Origin of the sequence: Mesorhizobium sp. M0292 (assembly GCF_040321695.1) — a bacterium.
Lineage (GTDB): Bacteria > Pseudomonadota > Alphaproteobacteria > Rhizobiales > Rhizobiaceae > Mesorhizobium.
Genome location: NZ_JAMYSB010000023.1, coordinates 41,427 through 57,412, shown reverse-complemented (window position 1 = coordinate 57,412; position 15,986 = coordinate 41,427). Strand labels below are relative to the sequence as shown.

The window sequence follows — 15,986 nt, the reverse complement described above, 5'->3', positions numbered from 1 at the left end:
TGGCTCCGGCGGCAATTTCGGCCGGCCTTCACGACAAGCCATCCTGATGATTAGAACCTTTTTGCGTCACGCCGGTCCCCGTGCGGCCTTTTCGCTGCTTGCACTGCTGCCTGTCCGCGCCTGGGCCGATAGCTGTCCCGAGGATTGCAGCGAGCCCGCGCCGTCCATCAACATCTACAGCCACACCGCCGCCGGCCATCTCAGCCCGGCCACGCTGGGTGCACTGCCGCGCGTATATGTGCCGAACCGCTCCTCCAACAGCATCTCGGTGATCGACACCGTGACCTTGAAGGAGGTCGACAGGTTCCCGGTCGGCAGCAAACCGCAGCACGTCGTGCCATCCTGGGACCTGAAGACGCTCTGGGTCGCCAACAATGGCACCGGCAAGAACGGCAGCCTGACGCCGATCGACCCGATGACCGGCAAGCCCGGCCCGCAGATCGCCGTGGACGATCCCTACAATTTGTATTTCATGCCGGGCGCGGCCATCGTCGTCGACGAAGCCCTGGAGCGGCTCGATTTCCGCGATCCCGACACCATGGCGCTGAAGTCGGCCCTGCCGACGCCCACTTGTCCCGGCATCAACCACGCCGATTTCTCCATCGACGGCGCCTACGCGATCTTCACCTGCGAATACGGCAATGGCGGGTTGGCCAAGATCGACCTGAAGAACCAGAAGGTGCTTGGCCATCTCGACTTCTCGAAAATGGGCATGCCGCAGGACATCCGCCTCTCGCCCGACGGCAAGGTTTTTTACGTCGCCGACATGATGAATGACGGCGTGTTCCTCGTCGATGGCGACAGTTTCAAGGAGATCGGCTTCATCCCGACCGGCATCGGCGCCCATGGCTTCGTCGTCAGCCGCGACGGCAAGCGGCTCTATGTCTCGAACCGGGGCTCGCACAAGATGGAGCAGGGCAAGGCAAAGGGACCGGGCAGCGTGAGCGTGATCGACTTCGCCACCCGCGCGGTCGTAGCACTTTGGCCGATCCCCGGCGGCGGCAGCCCCGACATGGGCAACGTCAGCGCCGACGGCAAACAACTATGGCTGTCCGGCCGCTTCGACAGTGCCGCCTACATGATCGACACGACATCAGGCGCGGTGACCAAGTTTCGGGTTGGCTCAGAGCCGCACGGCCTGACGGTGTGGCCACAGCCGGGGCGGTATTCGCAAGGGCATACGGGGAATATGCGCTAAGTCCGTGTTCGAGGCGCGGCTCGAACGCAAAAGGTCGCAAGGGCAACCGCCCATCGGCCGGGACCCGGAACGAGCAGGGGCTTTCCTTGGAAACCGCGAAGCTGTAGCTCCACACACTGGTTTCGGATACTGCCAGAAGATGAACCTTCGCCGCATCGTCCTCATCGTCGCGCTTCTCAATCTTGCCTATTTCGGGATCGAGTTCGCTGTGGCGCTCGCCATTGGATCAGTGTCCCTGTTCGCCGACAGCATCGACTTTCTTGAAGATGCTTCCGTGAACCTCCTTATCCTGCTCGCACTTGGCTGGTCTGTGCGCTCCCGTGCGCGGGTGGGGATGGCATTGGCGCTCATCCTTCTCATGCCGGGTCTGGCAACGCTCTGGACGGCTTGGGAAAAGTTCAACGTGCCGGTGCCGCCGCAGCCCATCGCCTTGACCTTGGCGGGACTTGGCGCTCTCGCCGTCAACCTGTCCTGTGCCTACATGCTGGCCGCGCACCGGCATCGTGGCGGCAGCCTCACAAAGGCGGCCTTCCTGTCGGCCCGCAACGACGCCTTGGCCAACATCGCCATTATTGCCGCAGGGTTGGTCACGACCTTGCTCTGGCATTCCGCGTGGCCCGATTTGGCGGTGGGATTGGGGATCGCGGTCATGAACGCCGACGCGGCCCGCGAAGTGTGGGAAGCTGCCCGTGAAGAACACCGTGCGGCGGCCTGAGAGCACGTAGAGCTGGGCTACCGGCCGCCGCTGATTGGCGCTATCGCTGTCATTCGCAGCAGCCGCGGTTGGCTCTGTGTTCAAGGCACTGTTCGAACCCGGAGGGTTCGCAAGGGCGACCGCCCGTCGGCCGGTCAGGCCGCCCCATCGGAGCCCATGAGCGAAGCGAACTGGCGTGAGATCAAAAATGGTGCCCCTAGCCGGAATCGAACCAGCACTCCTTGCGGAACTCGATTTTGAGTCGAGCGCGTCTACCAATTCCGCCATAGGGGCTCAGGCCCAAAGGCCTGGATGGGCGCGGACTATACGGTTGGAGGCCTGTTCGTCAACTGGCCAAATGCGCCGCCGTGCCCTGCTTGCGGCAAAAGCCCGCCTTTCTGTTTCGTGAAGCTCCTGCCATTGTGCGGCGCGGAAAACCTTTCTAGACAGACGCGTATCAAAGCGCGTTGCGTCTGGGCAACTTGCATCCAGGAGAGCCGATGCTTCGCGGACTTTACGACTGGACCTTGTCGCTGGCGGCCCGCAAATCCGCCGAATGGTGGCTGGCCTTCATCGCCTTCGTCGAAAGCTCGGTGTTTTTCATACCTGCCGACGTCTTGTACCTGCCCATGGCGTTGGCGCGGCCCGAACGCGCCTATCGCTATGCGCTGACCGCCACTGTCGCGTCGGTGCTGGGCGGCATTGCCGGCTGGCTGATCGGTTACTATGCCTACGACACGATAGCACGGCCGATGCTGGAGCACTTTGGCGGCCTTGACGCGTTCGAGAGGTGGCAGTCGGCCGGCACCGGGCTGATGCTGGTGCTGCTTGTCACATCGGGTGCCGCCCACTTGCCGCCGATCAAGGTGGTCACCATTCTGGCAGGCGCCCTCCACGTCAATCTTGTCGTCTTCATCGTCTCCGCCATCCTGGCGCGTGGCGCTCGTTTCCTGCTTCTTGCCTGGCTGCTGCGCCGCTATGGCGAAGAGATCAAGGAATTCATCGAGAAGCGTTTGGGATTGATCGTCGGCGCCGGCGCCGCCGCCCTGATTTTGCTCTATATCGTCGTCAAATACGCCTTCTGACCGCCCAAGGCGGGCGGTGGTTTCAGGACTATGCCGGCGGACGGCGAATTCAACGGACGAAACATGACAGCCACGATGACAGCCGATACCGGACGCCAGCGCACGCGCACCGCTTTGTTTCTCGCCGTCGCCATGGCCGCCACGGTCGGCTCCGCGCTCGCCTTCCAGCACATAGGCGGCTACATCCCCTGCCATCTCTGCCTGGAGCAGCGCACGCCCTATTATATCGGCGCCCCGCTGATGCTGCTGGCGGTGATCGCCTCGATGTTCAGCGCACCCGCATGGCTGACGCGCGGCCTGCTTGCCGTCGGCGGCCTGCTGATGCTCTATGGCCTCTATCTCGGCGTCTATCATTCGGGCGTCGAATGGGCCTGGTGGCAGGGCCCGGCCGATTGCACGGCCGGCGCCGGCCCGGTCGACACCGGCGGCAAGGGCGTGCTCGACGCGCTCGACAAATTCGTGCCGCCATCCTGCGATAAGGCAGCCCTTCGTATCCTCGGCCTGTCGCTGGCCGGGTGGAACGCCATCGCCAGCTTCATCCTCGCCGCCGTCGCCTTTCGCGGGGCAATGGCGCGCGATTGAGCTAATTCGATCGAGCGCCACGACGCAGAGTTCGAGCAAAAATTCTGCAGACTGGTTCGCGTGGCGCGGCTTTCGACGTCCGAGCCAGGTCGACCCCCACTCCGTCTCGGCTTCGCCGAACCACCTCTCCCCCGATCGACGGGGTAGAGGAAAGGCGCGAGCCTATTACAGCCGGCGCTACTCTACAGCCAGCGCTCCTCCAGCGGGGCTCCCTTCCTCTCCCTCCGGAGGGGGGAGAGGTGGCGCTGCGAAGCAGCGACGGAGTGGGGGAAGCCGGTCCTTAAAGGCGATGCCGCCGATAAGTGAGCGCAGCCGAGCTGTTCCGATATGGTCTGGCAGGCGTGTGAGCATCGGAAGCGCAAAATCGCTTCAGGCGGCCAGCCTTGCGAATTCTCGAACGATCCCTACGGTTCGAGTTCCACATCCCAGTAGAGATAATCCATCCAGCTTTCATGCAGATGGTTGGGCGGGAACAGCCGGCCATTGTTGTGCAGGTCGTGCACGGTCGGCTGGTAGGGCTTCTGCAACGGCCACATCTTGGCGTGCGCCGGCATCATGCCGCCCTTCCTCAGATTGCAGGGTGAACAGGCGGCCACGACATTCTCCCACGTCGTCGCCCCGCCGCGATGGCGCGGGATGACGTGGTCAAAGGTCAGATCCTCGGGCGTGCCGCAATACTGGCACTGGAAGCGGTCGCGCAGGAACACGTTGAAGCGGGTGAATGCCGGGTGCCTCGACGGCTTCACATAGGCCTTCAGGCTGACGACGCTGGGCAGCTTCATCGAAAAGGTCGGCGAAGACACCGCATGCTCGTATTCGGCGACGATGTTGACCCGGTCGAGGAACACCGCCTTGATGGCATCCTGCCAGGACCAGAGCGACAAGGGGTAATAGCTGAGCGGACGGTAATCCGCATTCAGCACCAGCGCAGGAAGCCCATCCGGAGATACGGCAACCGTCACCTTGTTGACCTCCTCGTTTTAAAACCGATCGGCGTGGATACTGTAAGCCCGACATGACAGGGATGTGAAGCGGATTGTCATCAGCCAAACGCGGCAAAAATGCAGGGTTTTCATGCTTTTTTGCGGTTTCAGGCCGGAGGTGCCGCGTCCCGGCCCCTGGTTTCGCGATAATAGGACCAGAAAAGCCGCGATGCGACACCTCGCCACGGGCTCCATGATTCGGCCAGGGCGATCAGCGTTTTCTCCGGCGGACGCGGCTCGATACCGAGCGCGTGGCCGACCGCGCTCTGCAGCGCGACGTCGCGCGCGGGGAAAATATCGGGGTGGCCGGCGGCAAACAGGAGATAGACTTCCGCCGTCCACGGGCCGATGCCCGGCACCGCGATCATAGCCGCGATCGCCTCTTCGGCGTCGAGCAAACAGAGGTGATGCAGGTCGAGCCCCTCAACCACGGCCTGCGCAACCGCGATCAGACCGCGCTGCTTCGGCCGCGACAGCCCGGCCTCGCGAAACATGTCCTCGCCGGCGGCAAGGATCGCCTGCGGCGTTAGCGGATCGACCAGTTTCATCAGCCGGCCGAAAATCGCATCGGCGCTCGCACGGGATACTTGTTGCGAAACGATAATGGAGGCCAGGCTTCGAAAACCGGGTTCCGACAGCCGCAGCGGCACCTCGCCAGCCATGCCGCGCACCTTTTCCAGGCGCGGATCGATTGCGCAAAGCGCATCCAACCCGCGCGCAATATCGTCCAGTGTCGCGATGCGTTGCATGTTTTCTTGTTCCTGAACCGACCGCACGGTAGCAATTGGCAAAACCGCTGCACAACCCGATTGCCGCTTGTGAGATGACGCTCCTGACATTCCGCTTCGCGCCGAGCCCGAATGGCGAACTGCATCTCGGCCATGCCTATTCGGCACTGCTCAACCAGCAACTGGCGCGTGCGGCCGGCGGCCGCCTGCTGCTGCGCATCGAGGACATCGACACGATCCGCTGCACGCCTGAATTCGAGGCCGGCATCTTTCGCGACCTCGAATGGTTAGGTCTCGAATGGGAACAGCCGGTGCGGCGCCAGGCCGAGCATTTCTCCGACTATCAGGCCGTGCTCGACCGGCTGGTCCGCGAAGAACTCGTCTACCCTGCCTTCATGAGCCGTGGCGAGATCAGGGCCTTCATCGCCGACAGCGAAAAGCGCGGCCGCGGCTGGCCGCGCGACCCGGACGGCGTGCCGCTTTATCCCGCCGCCGACAAGGCGCTGCCGGTCAGCGAACGCAACCGCCGCATCGCCGAAAATGCGCCCTTCGCCTGGCGCCTCGACATCGATGCAGCGCTGGCGCGCGTCGGCACGGATTTGTCCTGGCGCGAATTCACCAACGAGACGCTTTCGGCGACGCAGCGAGTCGAGGCGCGTCCGCAGGACTGGGGCGACGTCATTCTGGCGCGCCGCGACATCCCGACCAGCTATCACCTGGCCGTCGTCGTCGACGACGCTCTGCAAGGCGTCAGCCATGTCGTGCGTGGCCGCGACCTTTATTCCGCGACCGGCATCCAGCGCCTGCTGCAGGAACTGCTCGGCCTCGGCCAGCCGCAGTATTTCCACCACCGTCTCATACTCGGACCGGATGGGCGCAAACTGTCGAAGAGTTTTGCTGATACCGGCCTTGCCGCGCTGAGGCCGGCAGGCATGTCGCCGGACGATGTCAGGCGGCTGGTCGGGCTCTGACTAAAGCCGGGCCAGCCCCGCCTTGAGCAGCGCCAACGCGCCTATAAACGCGAAGGCGCCGCCCAGTCCCCAGGCAACCGCGAGCTTCAGATCTCTCAGGACGATGCCATGTTCGTTCGCGGCCATGACCGCGGCGAAAAAGCCGAGCGTGAACAGCAATGTGTTGCCGGTCGACCCAAAACCGTCCTCCTGCATGATGGCGTCGAGCGCTGAACCGAAGAAGAAGCCGAACACGGCCACACTGGCCACCGTCATCAAAAGCCAGCTTGTGTCGAGATGCAACAGCATGCGCGCTCCCTGTCGAAGCCAAAACGCCATGTCGCCGGATCCATCGACAGAAGTCGATTGCCCTGACGCCGCCCTTTGAATTCGGCCACCTCCTACATCAGGATGAGCTTATGTACCAATTGTTTCGCTTTGCTTGCCGGATTGAACCGCATTAGAGCAATTGCCGTATTTGTCTCTTCACCGAATCGGACCTCTCCACCGGAAACGGCTTCCCCGAAAATGCACAGTCTCAAGCGGTTCATCCCCGCCTCGTTTGTCGTCCTGTGGGCGACAGGTTTCATCGGCGCGCGCTACGCCATGCCCTGGGCGGAGCCCTTCACCTTTCTGGCGGCCCGCTTTGTCATCGCCGCCTTGCTGCTTGCCGGGCTGATGCTCGTGCTTGGCTCGAAGCGAGCCACAAGGGCAGAAGCGCTTCACGCCACGGTCGCCGGCATCCTCATGCATGGCATCTATCTCGGCGCCGTGTTCTGGGCGATCCACAGGGGCATGCCCGCCGGGCTTTCGGCGCTGATCGTCGGCCTGCAGCCACTGATCACCGCCGTGCTTGCCGGCCGATTCCTCGGCGAGGCCATCCTGCCGCGCCACTGGGCCGGCCTTACCGTCGGCCTTGTGGGGGTGATCATCGTGCTGTGGCCGAAGCTCGGCGCTCTCGGCGGCGGCGTTACGCCCGAAACCCTGTCGGCGTCGCTGGTCTCGGTGCTGGGCATGAGCGCCGGGACCATCTGGCAGAAGCGCTATGCCTCGGGTGGCGACCTGGTGGCGGCGACGATGTGGCAATATATCGGCGGCGGCTCGCTGATGATCCTGGCTTCGCTGGCACTGGAGACCCACACGGTGATCATCAACGGCGAACTGATCTTCGCCATGGCCTGGCTGGTCCTGGTGCTGTCGATCGGCGCCATCTTCCTGCTGATGGTGATGATCCGCGACGGCGAGATGTCGAAGGTCGCGTCGCTGTTCTACCTGGTGCCGGCCGTCACCGCTGTCATCGCCTGGGCGCTGTTCGGCGAACAGCTCAGCCTCGTGCAGATCGTCGGCATGGCAATCGCGACGCTCGGCGTCGGGCTGGCCACGGCTCGGCCAGCCAAAACCTAGCTGCCGACACGTGCGCGCGCTTCGAGAAAGCGGCTGATCGCCGCATTGAGTTCGCCGCCGAGGATGAAGATCGCCGACAGCATATAGAGGAAAACCACGGCGATCATGATCGAGGCGAGGCCGGCATAGGTCGTCACATAGGACGAGAAATGGTCGAGGTAGGTCGCGAACATCGTCGAGCCGACAAGCCACGCAGCCAGAGTGAAGATGATGCCAGGCACCAGCGAGACAAAGCGGCGCTTGCCCGCCGGCAGCCAGTAGTGGACGGCAAACAAGCCACCAATGATGACGGTTGAGGCGATGACGTAGCGCCACAGCGTGATCGTGCCCGTATAGGGTTTGATCCACTCGAAATGAGCTTCCGCCAGCCGCGCCAGCAAAGGCGCAAAGACCAGGAGCACGCTGATCGCCAGGAAACCGGCCGTCGCGATCAGCACGAAGAAAATGCTCTGCACCCGGCGGTAGATGATGCCGCGCGTTTCGGCGACGCGGTAGGCGCGGTTGAGCGAGGTGCGCAGCGCCTCGATGCCGTTGGAGGCGAAATAGGCCGCCAGAAGCACGCCGTAGGTCAAAAGATCGGTGCGCCGCACGGTCAGCACGTTGAGCACTTCGCGCGCGATAGGCTTGGCGATCTGTTCGGGCCAGGTGTCGAAGACCAGGTGCACGGCAGTATCGGCGAACGCCTGCGCACCGAGGAAGCTCGCCAGCGTGGTGGCGAAGATCAGGAACGGGAACAGCGCCATGAGCGAAGTGATCGCCAGATGGCTGGCCATGGCCCAGCCGTCATCGGTGTTGAAATGGCCAAGCGCGTCATAGAGCACGCGGCGCAGCACGACGATATTCCGCATCAAGAGCCGCGTTCCCTTCGATTGTCTCGACGCCGCGAATATGGGAAGGGATTGTGGCAAATGGCAACCCTTGCTCAAACCACGATGCCGCCTGCCAAAGAGTTGCGCACCATCATCGTCACCGGCGCCTCGTCCGGGATAGGCGCCTACTGCGCCCGTGCACTGAAGGCGGATGGCTGGCGCGTGTTTGCAACGGCGCGCAAGCCGGATGACATAGCCGCACTTGAAGCCGACGGCATCGAGGCCTTTTATCTCGACTACCGTGAGCCGGATTCCATCGCAGCACTTGCGGCATCGGTGCTGGAGCGGACAGGCGGACGCCTCGACGCCCTGTTCAACAACGGCGCCCATGCACAGCCCGGCGCCGTGGAAGACCTGCCGGTTGCGGCATTGCGCGAGCAGTTCGAGGCCAATTTCTTCGGCTGGCACGACCTCACCCGACGCATCGTACCGGTAATGCGTCGCCAGGGACATGGCCGCCTCGTTCATTGTTCCTCGATCCTTGGGCTAGCGCCGGTGCCTTTTCGCGGCGCCTACTCAGCCTCCAAGCACGCGCTCGAAGGCCTGATGCTGTGCATGCAGCAGGAACTCAGGGGCAGCGGCATCCATGTCTCGCTGATCGAACCGGGGCCGGTGACCTCGAAAATCGCCAGCAACGGGCTGTTCTGGTTCCTGAAAAACATCGACCGCGAGAATTCCGTCCACCACGTCGCCTATGCCGCGCAGTTGGCGCGGCTTCGGGCCGGCGGCAGCTCATCACGGCTGAAAAAGGGGCCGGAGGTGGTCTATGCGGCCTTGCGCCATGCACTTCTGTCGCGGCGCCCGCGCCCGCACTATGTGGTAACAGTGCCGGCCAGGATTGGCGTGATGCTCAAGCGCATCCTGCCGGCATCGATGCTCTACCGCGTTCTGGCCGGACGCGCCTGATCGCAACAGAACTGGGAACAGATCATGGCAACCGTCATCAAAGTCCTCCTCGTCCTCGTCATGGTCGCCGTGGTGATCGTGCTTGTCCGCGGCCTCATCAACATGATGCGCGGCGGCTCCGGTGTGAGCTCGAACAAGCTGATGCAGGCACGCGTGCTGCTGCAGGCGCTGGCGTTGGCACTGATCCTGCTGGTGGTGTATTTCACCCGCAAGTGACGGCCGTTCGGGAGGCGACGTGGTCAAGCTCAACAAGATCTACACCCGCACCGGCGATGACGGCACCACTGGCCTCGGCACCGGTGAACGCAGGCTGAAATCCGACCTGCGCGTCGATGCCTACGGCACCGTCGATGAAGCCAATGCCTGCATCGGCATCGCCCGCCTGCACACAGCGGCAAGTTATCCCGCCATCAACGCCATGCTGTCCCGCATCCAGAACGATCTGTTCGACCTCGGCGCCGATCTCGCCGTGCCCGACGACGGCAAGCCGCTCGGCTACGAGCCGCTGCGCATCATCGCCTCGCAGACCGAGCGCGTCGAAAAGGATATCGACCTTCTCAACAAGGATCTGCAGCCGCTCAAATCCTTCGTGCTCAATGGCGGCACGCCGGCGGCGGCAGCCCTTCATCTTGCCCGCACCGTGGCGCGACGGGCCGAGCGGATCATGGTGGCACTGGCGCAGAACCCGGCCGAACATGTCAATCGCGAGGGGCTGAAATACATAAACCGCGTCTCCGACTTTCTGTTCGTCGCCGCTCGTGCGGTCAATGACAACGGAAATGCCGACGTGTTATGGGTGCCCGGCAAGAACCGCTGAATTTTCTCGAAGGCGGGAAAGGGCTTGGGGCATGTTCATCCCGCTTTACGACTCCAACAGGTTGCGCCACATCCGGCTGCAATATGTGACGATCGGCCTGATCGCGGCCAACGCGTTGGTCTTTCTCATCACCACGATCGGCGGCGAAAATTTCAACAACGCCGCCGTGCTCGGCCTCGGCTTCATCCCTTCGGTTGTCCACGACACGGCAGAACTCTCGCCCCAATTCGTCGTCATTCCGGAGAGCCTGAGTTACCTCACCTATGCCTTCCTGCATGCCGATATCTTTCATCTCGGCGGCAACATGCTGTTCCTGTGGGTGTTCGGCGATAATGTCGAGGACGCACTCGGCCACATCCGCTACCTTATCTTCTACCTGCTTTGCGCCATCGCCGGCGCCTTCTTCCAAGGGCTCGTCGCCTGGAGTTCGGAGGTGCCGCTGATCGGCGCCTCCGGCGCCATTGCCGGCGTCGTCGCCGCCTATCTGGTCCTCTACCCCCGGGTGAAAGTGTGGGTGCTGGTCTTTGCCCGCATTCCGCTGCGTATCCCGGCCTTCATCCCGCTGATCCTGTGGATCGGCTTCCAGGTGGTGATGTTTGCCGCCGGCGGCGAAAACCAGATATCCTGGGCCTGCCATGTTGGCGGCATCATTGCCGGTGGCGTGCTGGTGCTCATCATGCGCAGCCGCGGCGTGCCGCTGCTCGCCGGTGACGACGGCGAGCCGGAACCCGCCGATCAGCCAGCCGCTTCTACTGGGCCGGCGCCAGCCGGTCCCGCTCCCGTGCAACCTGAGACGCGTTGGGGCCGGGGTGGCGCTTCCGGTCACAAGTGAACCGATTTGGGTGGTTTGGCCGCTGCCGTGGCATATTGACGTGTTGCGTCGCCACAACTACGGAGAGCGCCACCGCTAGGCGGCAGAAGACCAGAATTCGTCCGGCCAGGATTCCGTTTGGCCGGAATTCAGTCAGGAATGTCGGCTTTCGACAACTCTGCGGAGGCGCACGCTGCTATAGCGCGCCCGGATATCTCAGGAGAGGTGACAGACAATGAAGATCCTTGTGCCCGTGAAGCGGGTTGTGGATGCGAACGTCAAGGTTCGCGTCAAGGCCGATGGTTCGGCGGTGGAACTCGCCAACGTCAAGATGGCGATGAACCCGTTCGACGAGATCGCGGTGGAAGAGGCGCTCCGGCTGAAGGAAGCCGGCAAGGCCGAAGAGATCATCGTCGTTTCGGTCGGCCCGCAGCAGGCGCAGGAAACGCTCCGCACCGCGCTCGCCATGGGCGCCGACCGCGCCATCCTGGTCAAGACCGACGAGCAGACCGAGCCGCTCGGCGTCGCCAAGGTGCTGAAGGGCGTCGTTGACGCCGAACAGCCCGGTCTCGTGATCCTCGGCAAGCAGGCGATCGATGATGACTCGAACCAGACCGGCCAGATGCTGGCCGCCCTGCTCGGCTGGGCACAGGGCACTTTCGCCTCCAAGGTCGTGCTCGACGGCGACAAGGCCAAGGTGACGCGCGAAGTCGACGGCGGCCTGCAGACGGTGGAACTGAAGATGCCGGCGATCATCACCGCCGATCTTCGCCTCAACCAGCCGCGCTATGCCTCGCTGCCCAACATCATGAAGGCCAAGAAGAAGCCGCTCGACGAAAAGAGCCCGGCCGATTACGGCGCCGACGTCAGGCCGCGCCTGAAGGTGCTCAAGACCGAGGAGCCCAGCGGCCGCAAGGCAGGCGTGAAGGTCAACAGTGTCGCCGAACTGGTCGACAAGCTCAAGAACGAAGCCGGCGTGCTCTGAGACTGGAAGGAACAGATAAAATGACCATTCTCCTCATCGCAGAACACGACAACGCCAGCCTTTCCGACCAGACCGCGAAGGCGCTCTCGGCGGCGCTGCAGATCGGTTCGGACGTGCATGTGCTGGTCGCCGGCAAAGGCGCCAAGGGCGCGGCCGACGCCGCTGCCAAGCTCGAGGGCGTGAGCAAGGTGCTGCTGGCCGAGGCCGACGAACTGGCCGAGCGCCTCGCCGAACCGCTCGCCGCACTCGTTGTCTCGCTGGCCGGCGCCTACGACACCATAATCGCGCCGGCGACCTCGTCGGGCAAGAATGTCGCGCCGCGCGTGGCGGCCCTGCTCGATGTCGCGCAAGTCTCCGAGATCATCGAAGTGGTTTCACCAGACACGTTCAAACGGCCGATCTATGCCGGCAACGCCATCCAGATGGTGCAGTCGAGCGACGCCAAGAAGGTCATCACTGTGCGCACCGCCTCCTTCCAGGCTGCCCCGGAGGGCGGCTCGGCAGCTGTCGAGACGGTCAAGGCCGCGGCCAATCCCGGCCTCTCCACTTTCGTCGAGAACAAACTCTCGGAAACCGACCGTCCGGAGCTGACCTCGGCCAAGATCATCATTTCGGGCGGCCGCGCGCTCGGTTCCTCGGAAAAGTTCCAGGAAGTCATCCTGCCGGTCGCCGACAAGCTCGGTGCAGCCGTCGGCGCCTCGCGCGCTGCCGTCGACGCCGGCTACGCCCCGAATGACTGGCAGGTCGGCCAGACCGGCAAGGTCGTGGCGCCTGACCTCTATATTGCCGTCGGCATTTCCGGCGCCATCCAGCACCTTGCCGGCATGAAGGATTCGAAGGTCATCGTCGCCATCAACAAGGACGAAGAGGCGCCGATCTTCCAGGTTGCCGATTATGGCCTGGTCGGCGACCTGTTCGTCATCCTGCCGGAACTGCAAAAGGCGCTTTGACGCTTTCTGCCAAAGCGTATTAAATTGTGAAAGGGTGGGGTAGACGAAGCTGCCCCACCCTTTTAGTTTGCACTGCACAAAAAGCAGGCCGCAAAGGCCTTTTCGACGGGATCGCTGCAAATGGCCAAGATCGAGACGATCGGCATCATCGGCGCCGGCCAGATGGGCGGCGGCATCGCGCATGTATCAGCACTTTCGGGTTTCAAGGTGCTGATCTACGACGTCTCGCCCGACCGTATCGAGAAGGGCATTGCCACGGTCAGCGGCAACATGGCCCGCCAGGTCGGCTCCGGCAAGCTTGAGGAAAAGCTGCGTAACGAAGCGATGGCGCGCATTTCCGCAGCCCCCACCATGGCTGATCTCGCCGGTGCCGATCTGGTTATCGAGGCGGCGACCGAGGACGAGACGGTCAAGCGCAAGATTTACGCGCAGCTCTGTCCCCAGCTCAACCCGGAAGCCATTCTGGCGACCAACACCTCGTCGATTTCGATCACCCGGCTTGCCGCGCAGACCGACCGTCCTGAGCGTTTCATCGGCATACATTTCATGAACCCCGTGCCGCTGATGAAGCTGGTCGAACTGGTGCGCGGCATCGCTACCGAGGATCAGACCTTCGAGGCGGCCAAGGCCTATGTGAAACAGCTCGACAAGACCATCACCGTCTCTGAAGATTTTCCGGCCTTCATCGTCAACCGCATTCTGTTGCCGATGATCAACGAGGCGATCTACACGCTCTATGAGGGGGTCGGCTCGGTCGATGCCATCGACACCGCCATGCGGCTCGGCGCCAACCATCCGATGGGACCGCTGCAGCTCGCCGATTTCATCGGCCTCGACACCTGCCTGTCGATTATGCAGGTGCTGCATGACGGCCTGTCGGATTCGAAATATCGCCCCTGCCCGCTGCTGGTGAAATATGTCGAGGCCGGCTGGCTCGGCCGCAAGACCGGGCGCGGCTTCTACGACTATCGCGGCGAGCATCCGGTTCCGACGCGCTAACCACCAGAACGAAAGTTCCGTGCTCCCTCAGGACGCCGCTGCAAGCGGCGGCTCTGCTTGGCCTCTTGACCCGGTATCGTCAGGCGCCACGGAAACACAGCCGCGGCCGGCGGCCTTGGCCGCATAGCAGGCAGCATCGGCCCGGGCGATGATCTCGTCGACTTCACCGCTGTTGCTGTGGATTGGCGCCAGCCCGATGCTGGCATCGATCGCATGCGGCCGGCCGTCCCAGCTGAACTGCAGGCCGCGGATGGCGTCGATGACAGAGCGTGCGGCAATCCTGGCGCCGGCGCTCGGCCCGGCTTTCAGGATGACCGCGAATTCGTCGCCGCCGAGGCGGGCCACGATATCCTCCGGCCCAAGCGCACCGCGAATGGCCTCGGCAACCCGCTTCAGCAAGGCGTCGCCGGCGGCGTGCCCGCCAGTGTCGTTGACCAGCTTGAAATGGTCCAGATCGATGAACATGAAATGATGTTCGCCCGCCGACCTGGCTGTGCCGGCCTTGCGGCTCCGGTCGACCAGTTCCTCCATGGTGCGGATAAAGCTCGAACGGTTGGCAAGGCCGGTCAGCGCATCATGCGCGGCGGCATAGGCGAGCTGGCGCTGCAAGGCGCGCGCATCGGTGAAGTCCTGGAAGACGATGACAAGACCGCAGAACTCCTGGCGGTCGTTCATGATCGGCGACACCACCTGGCGGATGCTGCAGCGTGTGTCGTCGCGACGGATGAGGACGGCGCGACTGTTCTGGTCGGCAGGGCTGGCGCTGCCGAGCGCCGGCCGCGTCATGCCGATCCTTTGCCCGGTTTCTTCGTCCACCGCCCAGTAGACATGGCCAAGCGTCTTGCCGAGCGCCTCCGCGCCAACAACGCCGGTGAGCTTTTCGGCGACCGGGTTCATGAAGGTGATGCGGTTGGCGGCATCGGTGCAGATGACGGCGTCGCCGATCGACTGCAGCGTCACCCTCAGCCGCTCCTTCTCGTCGGCCAGCATTGCCGCCGATACGATGAGGCTTTCCTCGGTTTGCTTGCGCTGGGTGATATCGGTCAGGCTGCCGATGGCCCTGACCAGCCGTCCGTCCTTGTCGCGTTCGAGCGTCTTGCCGCGGTCGAGGATCCAGACCCAGTGGCCATCCTTGTGGCGCATCCGGAACTCGGCTTCGAAGAACGGTGTCCTGCCCTCCAGATGGGCACGATCGGCTTCGGCGACGTTTTCGCGATCGTCGGGGTGGATCATCGCCAGCCAGCGGTCGGGGTCGCCGTCCAGTTCGCCATCGGCATAGCCCAGCATCTTCACCCAGGTGGCGGAGTAGGTGGTGCCGCCCTTCCGCATATCAAGATCCCAGACGCCTTGTCCGGCGCTGGCCAGGGCAAAATTCCAGCGCGTTTCGGCTTCGGCTATGCGCGCCTCGGATTGCTTGCGCGCATCGATATCCTCGATCTGGGAGACCAGGTAGAGCGGGCTCCCGCTCTTCTCGTCGCGAATGACGGAACCGGCAAGATGGGCCCATACCGGCGTGCCGTCCTTCCTGAGGTAGCGCTTTTCGAAGTGGAAGGCGTTGACGGTGCCCGCCCGCATGCCGTCCATCGTCTCACGGCCGATCTGCACATCGTCGGGATGGGTGATCTGAAAGAAGGTCAGCGCCTCGATCTCCTGCTTGCTATAGCCGAGCATGGCGGCGAAGGCCGGGTTGGTTTCATGGATGCGGCCGTCGAGGCCGACAATGGCGATGCCGATCGCCGAATCCTCCATGGCGCGGCGGAAACGCTGCTCGCTTTCGGCGATCTGCCGGCGGTCGTCCAGTATCCGGTAAATGAACAGGGCGGCGAGAATCAGCGCAACGGCGGCGACCGGCACCGATATCTGCAGGCAGAGTTTCAGCACTTCGGCGCTGACATCGAGCCGCGACAGCAGGAGCGCGACCACGGCAGCGCAAAGCCCTCCGGCCGCAAGCACCAAAGCCACGTGACTGTCAGCCCGCAGGCTTTTTCGCTCTCGTCGCATCACTGTGCATGCCACCCCATGCGC

18 protein-coding genes and 1 tRNA gene are annotated in these 15,986 nt (G+C 63.4%); 13 read left to right on the top strand and 6 right to left on the bottom strand.

The window, feature by feature from the left end; translation table 11 throughout:
- The first annotated feature begins 46 nt into the window (after positions 1-46).
- Together NKI96_RS26465 and NKI96_RS26460 are read left to right on the top strand one after the other, a co-directional pair.
- A complete protein-coding gene (locus NKI96_RS26465) occupies positions 47-1,198 on the top strand; it encodes a YncE family protein (protein WP_352806954.1) in 1,152 nt (383 codons plus the stop codon).
- 139 nt (positions 1,199-1,337) lie between these two features.
- Positions 1,338-1,913: a cation efflux transmembrane domain-containing protein gene (locus NKI96_RS26460; RefSeq protein WP_352806951.1), complete on the top strand. Its 576-nt coding sequence runs from the start codon at positions 1,338-1,340 to the stop codon at positions 1,911-1,913.
- A 188-nt stretch (positions 1,914-2,101) separates the two neighbouring features.
- On the opposite strand, the gene NKI96_RS26455 is transcribed toward NKI96_RS26460, so the two are convergent.
- Positions 2,102-2,186, bottom strand: a tRNA-Leu gene (locus tag NKI96_RS26455).
- 206 nt (positions 2,187-2,392) lie between these two features.
- Between NKI96_RS26455 and NKI96_RS26450 the strand changes: the two genes are divergently transcribed.
- Together NKI96_RS26450 and NKI96_RS26445 are read left to right on the top strand one after the other, a co-directional pair.
- Entirely contained in the window at positions 2,393-2,977 is a 585-nt protein-coding gene (locus NKI96_RS26450) for a YqaA family protein (RefSeq protein ID WP_023685316.1), read from the top strand.
- A 63-nt stretch (positions 2,978-3,040) separates the two neighbouring features.
- Positions 3,041-3,559 (top strand): disulfide bond formation protein B, encoded by a 519-nt coding sequence (locus tag NKI96_RS26445; protein ID WP_352806948.1) that lies wholly within the window; start codon positions 3,041-3,043, stop codon positions 3,557-3,559.
- Positions 3,560-3,963: 404 nt separating this feature from the next.
- Here the strand turns inward: NKI96_RS26445 and NKI96_RS26440 are convergent, their stop codons facing one another.
- A complete protein-coding gene (locus tag NKI96_RS26440) occupies positions 3,964-4,521 on the bottom strand; it encodes an HNH endonuclease (RefSeq protein ID WP_008874122.1) in 558 nt (185 codons plus the stop codon).
- A 128-nt stretch (positions 4,522-4,649) separates the two neighbouring features.
- The gene (locus tag NKI96_RS26435) at positions 4,650-5,291 is read right to left on the bottom strand and encodes a DNA-3-methyladenine glycosylase family protein (protein ID WP_023671679.1); all 642 of its coding nucleotides are present in this window, start codon (positions 5,289-5,291) and stop codon (positions 4,650-4,652) included.
- Between the two features lie 74 nt (positions 5,292-5,365).
- Between NKI96_RS26435 and gluQRS the strand changes: the two genes are divergently transcribed.
- The gene (gene gluQRS, locus NKI96_RS26430) at positions 5,366-6,241 is read left to right on the top strand and encodes a tRNA glutamyl-Q(34) synthetase GluQRS (protein WP_023671678.1); all 876 of its coding nucleotides are present in this window, start codon (positions 5,366-5,368) and stop codon (positions 6,239-6,241) included.
- Here gluQRS and NKI96_RS26425 read toward each other — a convergent pair whose 3' ends face one another.
- Positions 6,242-6,529 (bottom strand): hypothetical protein, encoded by a 288-nt coding sequence (locus tag NKI96_RS26425; protein ID WP_023671677.1) that lies wholly within the window; start codon positions 6,527-6,529, stop codon positions 6,242-6,244.
- 219 nt (positions 6,530-6,748) lie between these two features.
- Here NKI96_RS26425 and NKI96_RS26420 point away from each other — a divergent pair, with 219 nt between their 5' ends.
- A complete protein-coding gene (locus tag NKI96_RS26420; protein WP_352806944.1) occupies positions 6,749-7,624 on the top strand; it encodes a DMT family transporter in 876 nt (291 codons plus the stop codon).
- Here NKI96_RS26420 and NKI96_RS26415 read toward each other — a convergent pair.
- Positions 7,621-8,472 (bottom strand): YihY/virulence factor BrkB family protein, encoded by an 852-nt coding sequence (locus NKI96_RS26415; protein WP_023671675.1) that lies wholly within the window; start codon positions 8,470-8,472, stop codon positions 7,621-7,623. The two genes, NKI96_RS26420 and NKI96_RS26415, sit on opposite strands and share 4 nt — an antisense overlap.
- A gap of 60 nt (positions 8,473-8,532) precedes the next feature.
- Here NKI96_RS26415 and NKI96_RS26410 point away from each other — a divergent pair, with 60 nt between their 5' ends.
- From NKI96_RS26410 to NKI96_RS26380, 7 genes are all read left to right on the top strand, one after another.
- The gene (locus NKI96_RS26410; RefSeq protein ID WP_352806941.1) at positions 8,533-9,399 is read left to right on the top strand and encodes an SDR family oxidoreductase; all 867 of its coding nucleotides are present in this window, start codon (positions 8,533-8,535) and stop codon (positions 9,397-9,399) included.
- 24 nt (positions 9,400-9,423) lie between these two features.
- Positions 9,424-9,615 carry a twin transmembrane helix small protein gene (locus NKI96_RS26405; protein ID WP_023671673.1) on the top strand — a complete coding sequence of 64 codons (192 nt, stop codon included), beginning with the start codon at positions 9,424-9,426 and terminating at the stop codon, positions 9,613-9,615.
- A gap of 19 nt (positions 9,616-9,634) precedes the next feature.
- Complete coding sequence (locus NKI96_RS26400) at positions 9,635-10,216, top strand: cob(I)yrinic acid a,c-diamide adenosyltransferase (protein WP_352806938.1); 582 nt, start codon at positions 9,635-9,637, stop codon at positions 10,214-10,216.
- Between the two features lie 31 nt (positions 10,217-10,247).
- Positions 10,248-11,048, top strand: a complete 801-nt coding sequence (locus NKI96_RS26395; RefSeq protein WP_352806935.1) for a rhomboid family intramembrane serine protease — start codon at positions 10,248-10,250, stop codon at positions 11,046-11,048.
- Positions 11,049-11,262: 214 nt separating this feature from the next.
- Positions 11,263-12,012 (top strand): electron transfer flavoprotein subunit beta/FixA family protein, encoded by a 750-nt coding sequence (locus tag NKI96_RS26390; protein ID WP_023694013.1) that lies wholly within the window; start codon positions 11,263-11,265, stop codon positions 12,010-12,012.
- Between the two features lie 20 nt (positions 12,013-12,032).
- Positions 12,033-12,962 (top strand): electron transfer flavoprotein subunit alpha/FixB family protein, encoded by a 930-nt coding sequence (locus NKI96_RS26385; protein WP_352521797.1) that lies wholly within the window; start codon positions 12,033-12,035, stop codon positions 12,960-12,962.
- Between the two features lie 120 nt (positions 12,963-13,082).
- The gene (locus tag NKI96_RS26380) at positions 13,083-13,961 is read left to right on the top strand and encodes a 3-hydroxybutyryl-CoA dehydrogenase (protein ID WP_023671668.1); all 879 of its coding nucleotides are present in this window, start codon (positions 13,083-13,085) and stop codon (positions 13,959-13,961) included.
- 27 nt (positions 13,962-13,988) lie between these two features.
- On the opposite strand, the gene NKI96_RS26375 is transcribed toward NKI96_RS26380, so the two are convergent.
- Positions 13,989-15,923 (bottom strand): PAS domain S-box protein, encoded by a 1,935-nt coding sequence (locus tag NKI96_RS26375; RefSeq protein ID WP_050587141.1) that lies wholly within the window; start codon positions 15,921-15,923, stop codon positions 13,989-13,991.
- Positions 15,924-15,986 lie beyond the last annotated feature (63 nt).

What these genes read in the sequence shown, in the direction of transcription:
- NKI96_RS26465 (WP_352806954.1), top strand. Translation starts at nt 47, where the DNA reads ATGATTAGAACCTTTTTGCGTCACGCCGGTCCCCGTGCGGCCTTTTCG.
- NKI96_RS26460 (WP_352806951.1), top strand. Translation starts at nt 1,338, where the DNA reads ATGAACCTTCGCCGCATCGTCCTCATCGTCGCGCTTCTCAATCTTGCC.
- NKI96_RS26450 (WP_023685316.1), top strand. Translation starts at nt 2,393, where the DNA reads ATGCTTCGCGGACTTTACGACTGGACCTTGTCGCTGGCGGCCCGCAAA.
- NKI96_RS26445 (WP_352806948.1), top strand. Translation starts at nt 3,041, where the DNA reads ATGACAGCCACGATGACAGCCGATACCGGACGCCAGCGCACGCGCACC.
- NKI96_RS26435 (WP_023671679.1), bottom strand. Translation starts at nt 5,291, where the DNA reads ATGCAACGCATCGCGACACTGGACGATATTGCGCGCGGGTTGGATGCG.
- gluQRS (WP_023671678.1), top strand. Translation starts at nt 5,366, where the DNA reads ATGACGCTCCTGACATTCCGCTTCGCGCCGAGCCCGAATGGCGAACTG.
- NKI96_RS26425 (WP_023671677.1), bottom strand. Translation starts at nt 6,529, where the DNA reads ATGCTGTTGCATCTCGACACAAGCTGGCTTTTGATGACGGTGGCCAGT.
- NKI96_RS26420 (WP_352806944.1), top strand. Translation starts at nt 6,749, where the DNA reads ATGCACAGTCTCAAGCGGTTCATCCCCGCCTCGTTTGTCGTCCTGTGG.
- NKI96_RS26415 (WP_023671675.1), bottom strand. Translation starts at nt 8,472, where the DNA reads ATGCGGAATATCGTCGTGCTGCGCCGCGTGCTCTATGACGCGCTTGGC.
- NKI96_RS26410 (WP_352806941.1), top strand. Translation starts at nt 8,533, where the DNA reads ATGGCAACCCTTGCTCAAACCACGATGCCGCCTGCCAAAGAGTTGCGC.
- NKI96_RS26405 (WP_023671673.1), top strand. Translation starts at nt 9,424, where the DNA reads ATGGCAACCGTCATCAAAGTCCTCCTCGTCCTCGTCATGGTCGCCGTG.
- NKI96_RS26395 (WP_352806935.1), top strand. Translation starts at nt 10,248, where the DNA reads ATGTTCATCCCGCTTTACGACTCCAACAGGTTGCGCCACATCCGGCTG.
- NKI96_RS26390 (WP_023694013.1), top strand. Translation starts at nt 11,263, where the DNA reads ATGAAGATCCTTGTGCCCGTGAAGCGGGTTGTGGATGCGAACGTCAAG.
- NKI96_RS26385 (WP_352521797.1), top strand. Translation starts at nt 12,033, where the DNA reads ATGACCATTCTCCTCATCGCAGAACACGACAACGCCAGCCTTTCCGAC.
- NKI96_RS26380 (WP_023671668.1), top strand. Translation starts at nt 13,083, where the DNA reads ATGGCCAAGATCGAGACGATCGGCATCATCGGCGCCGGCCAGATGGGC.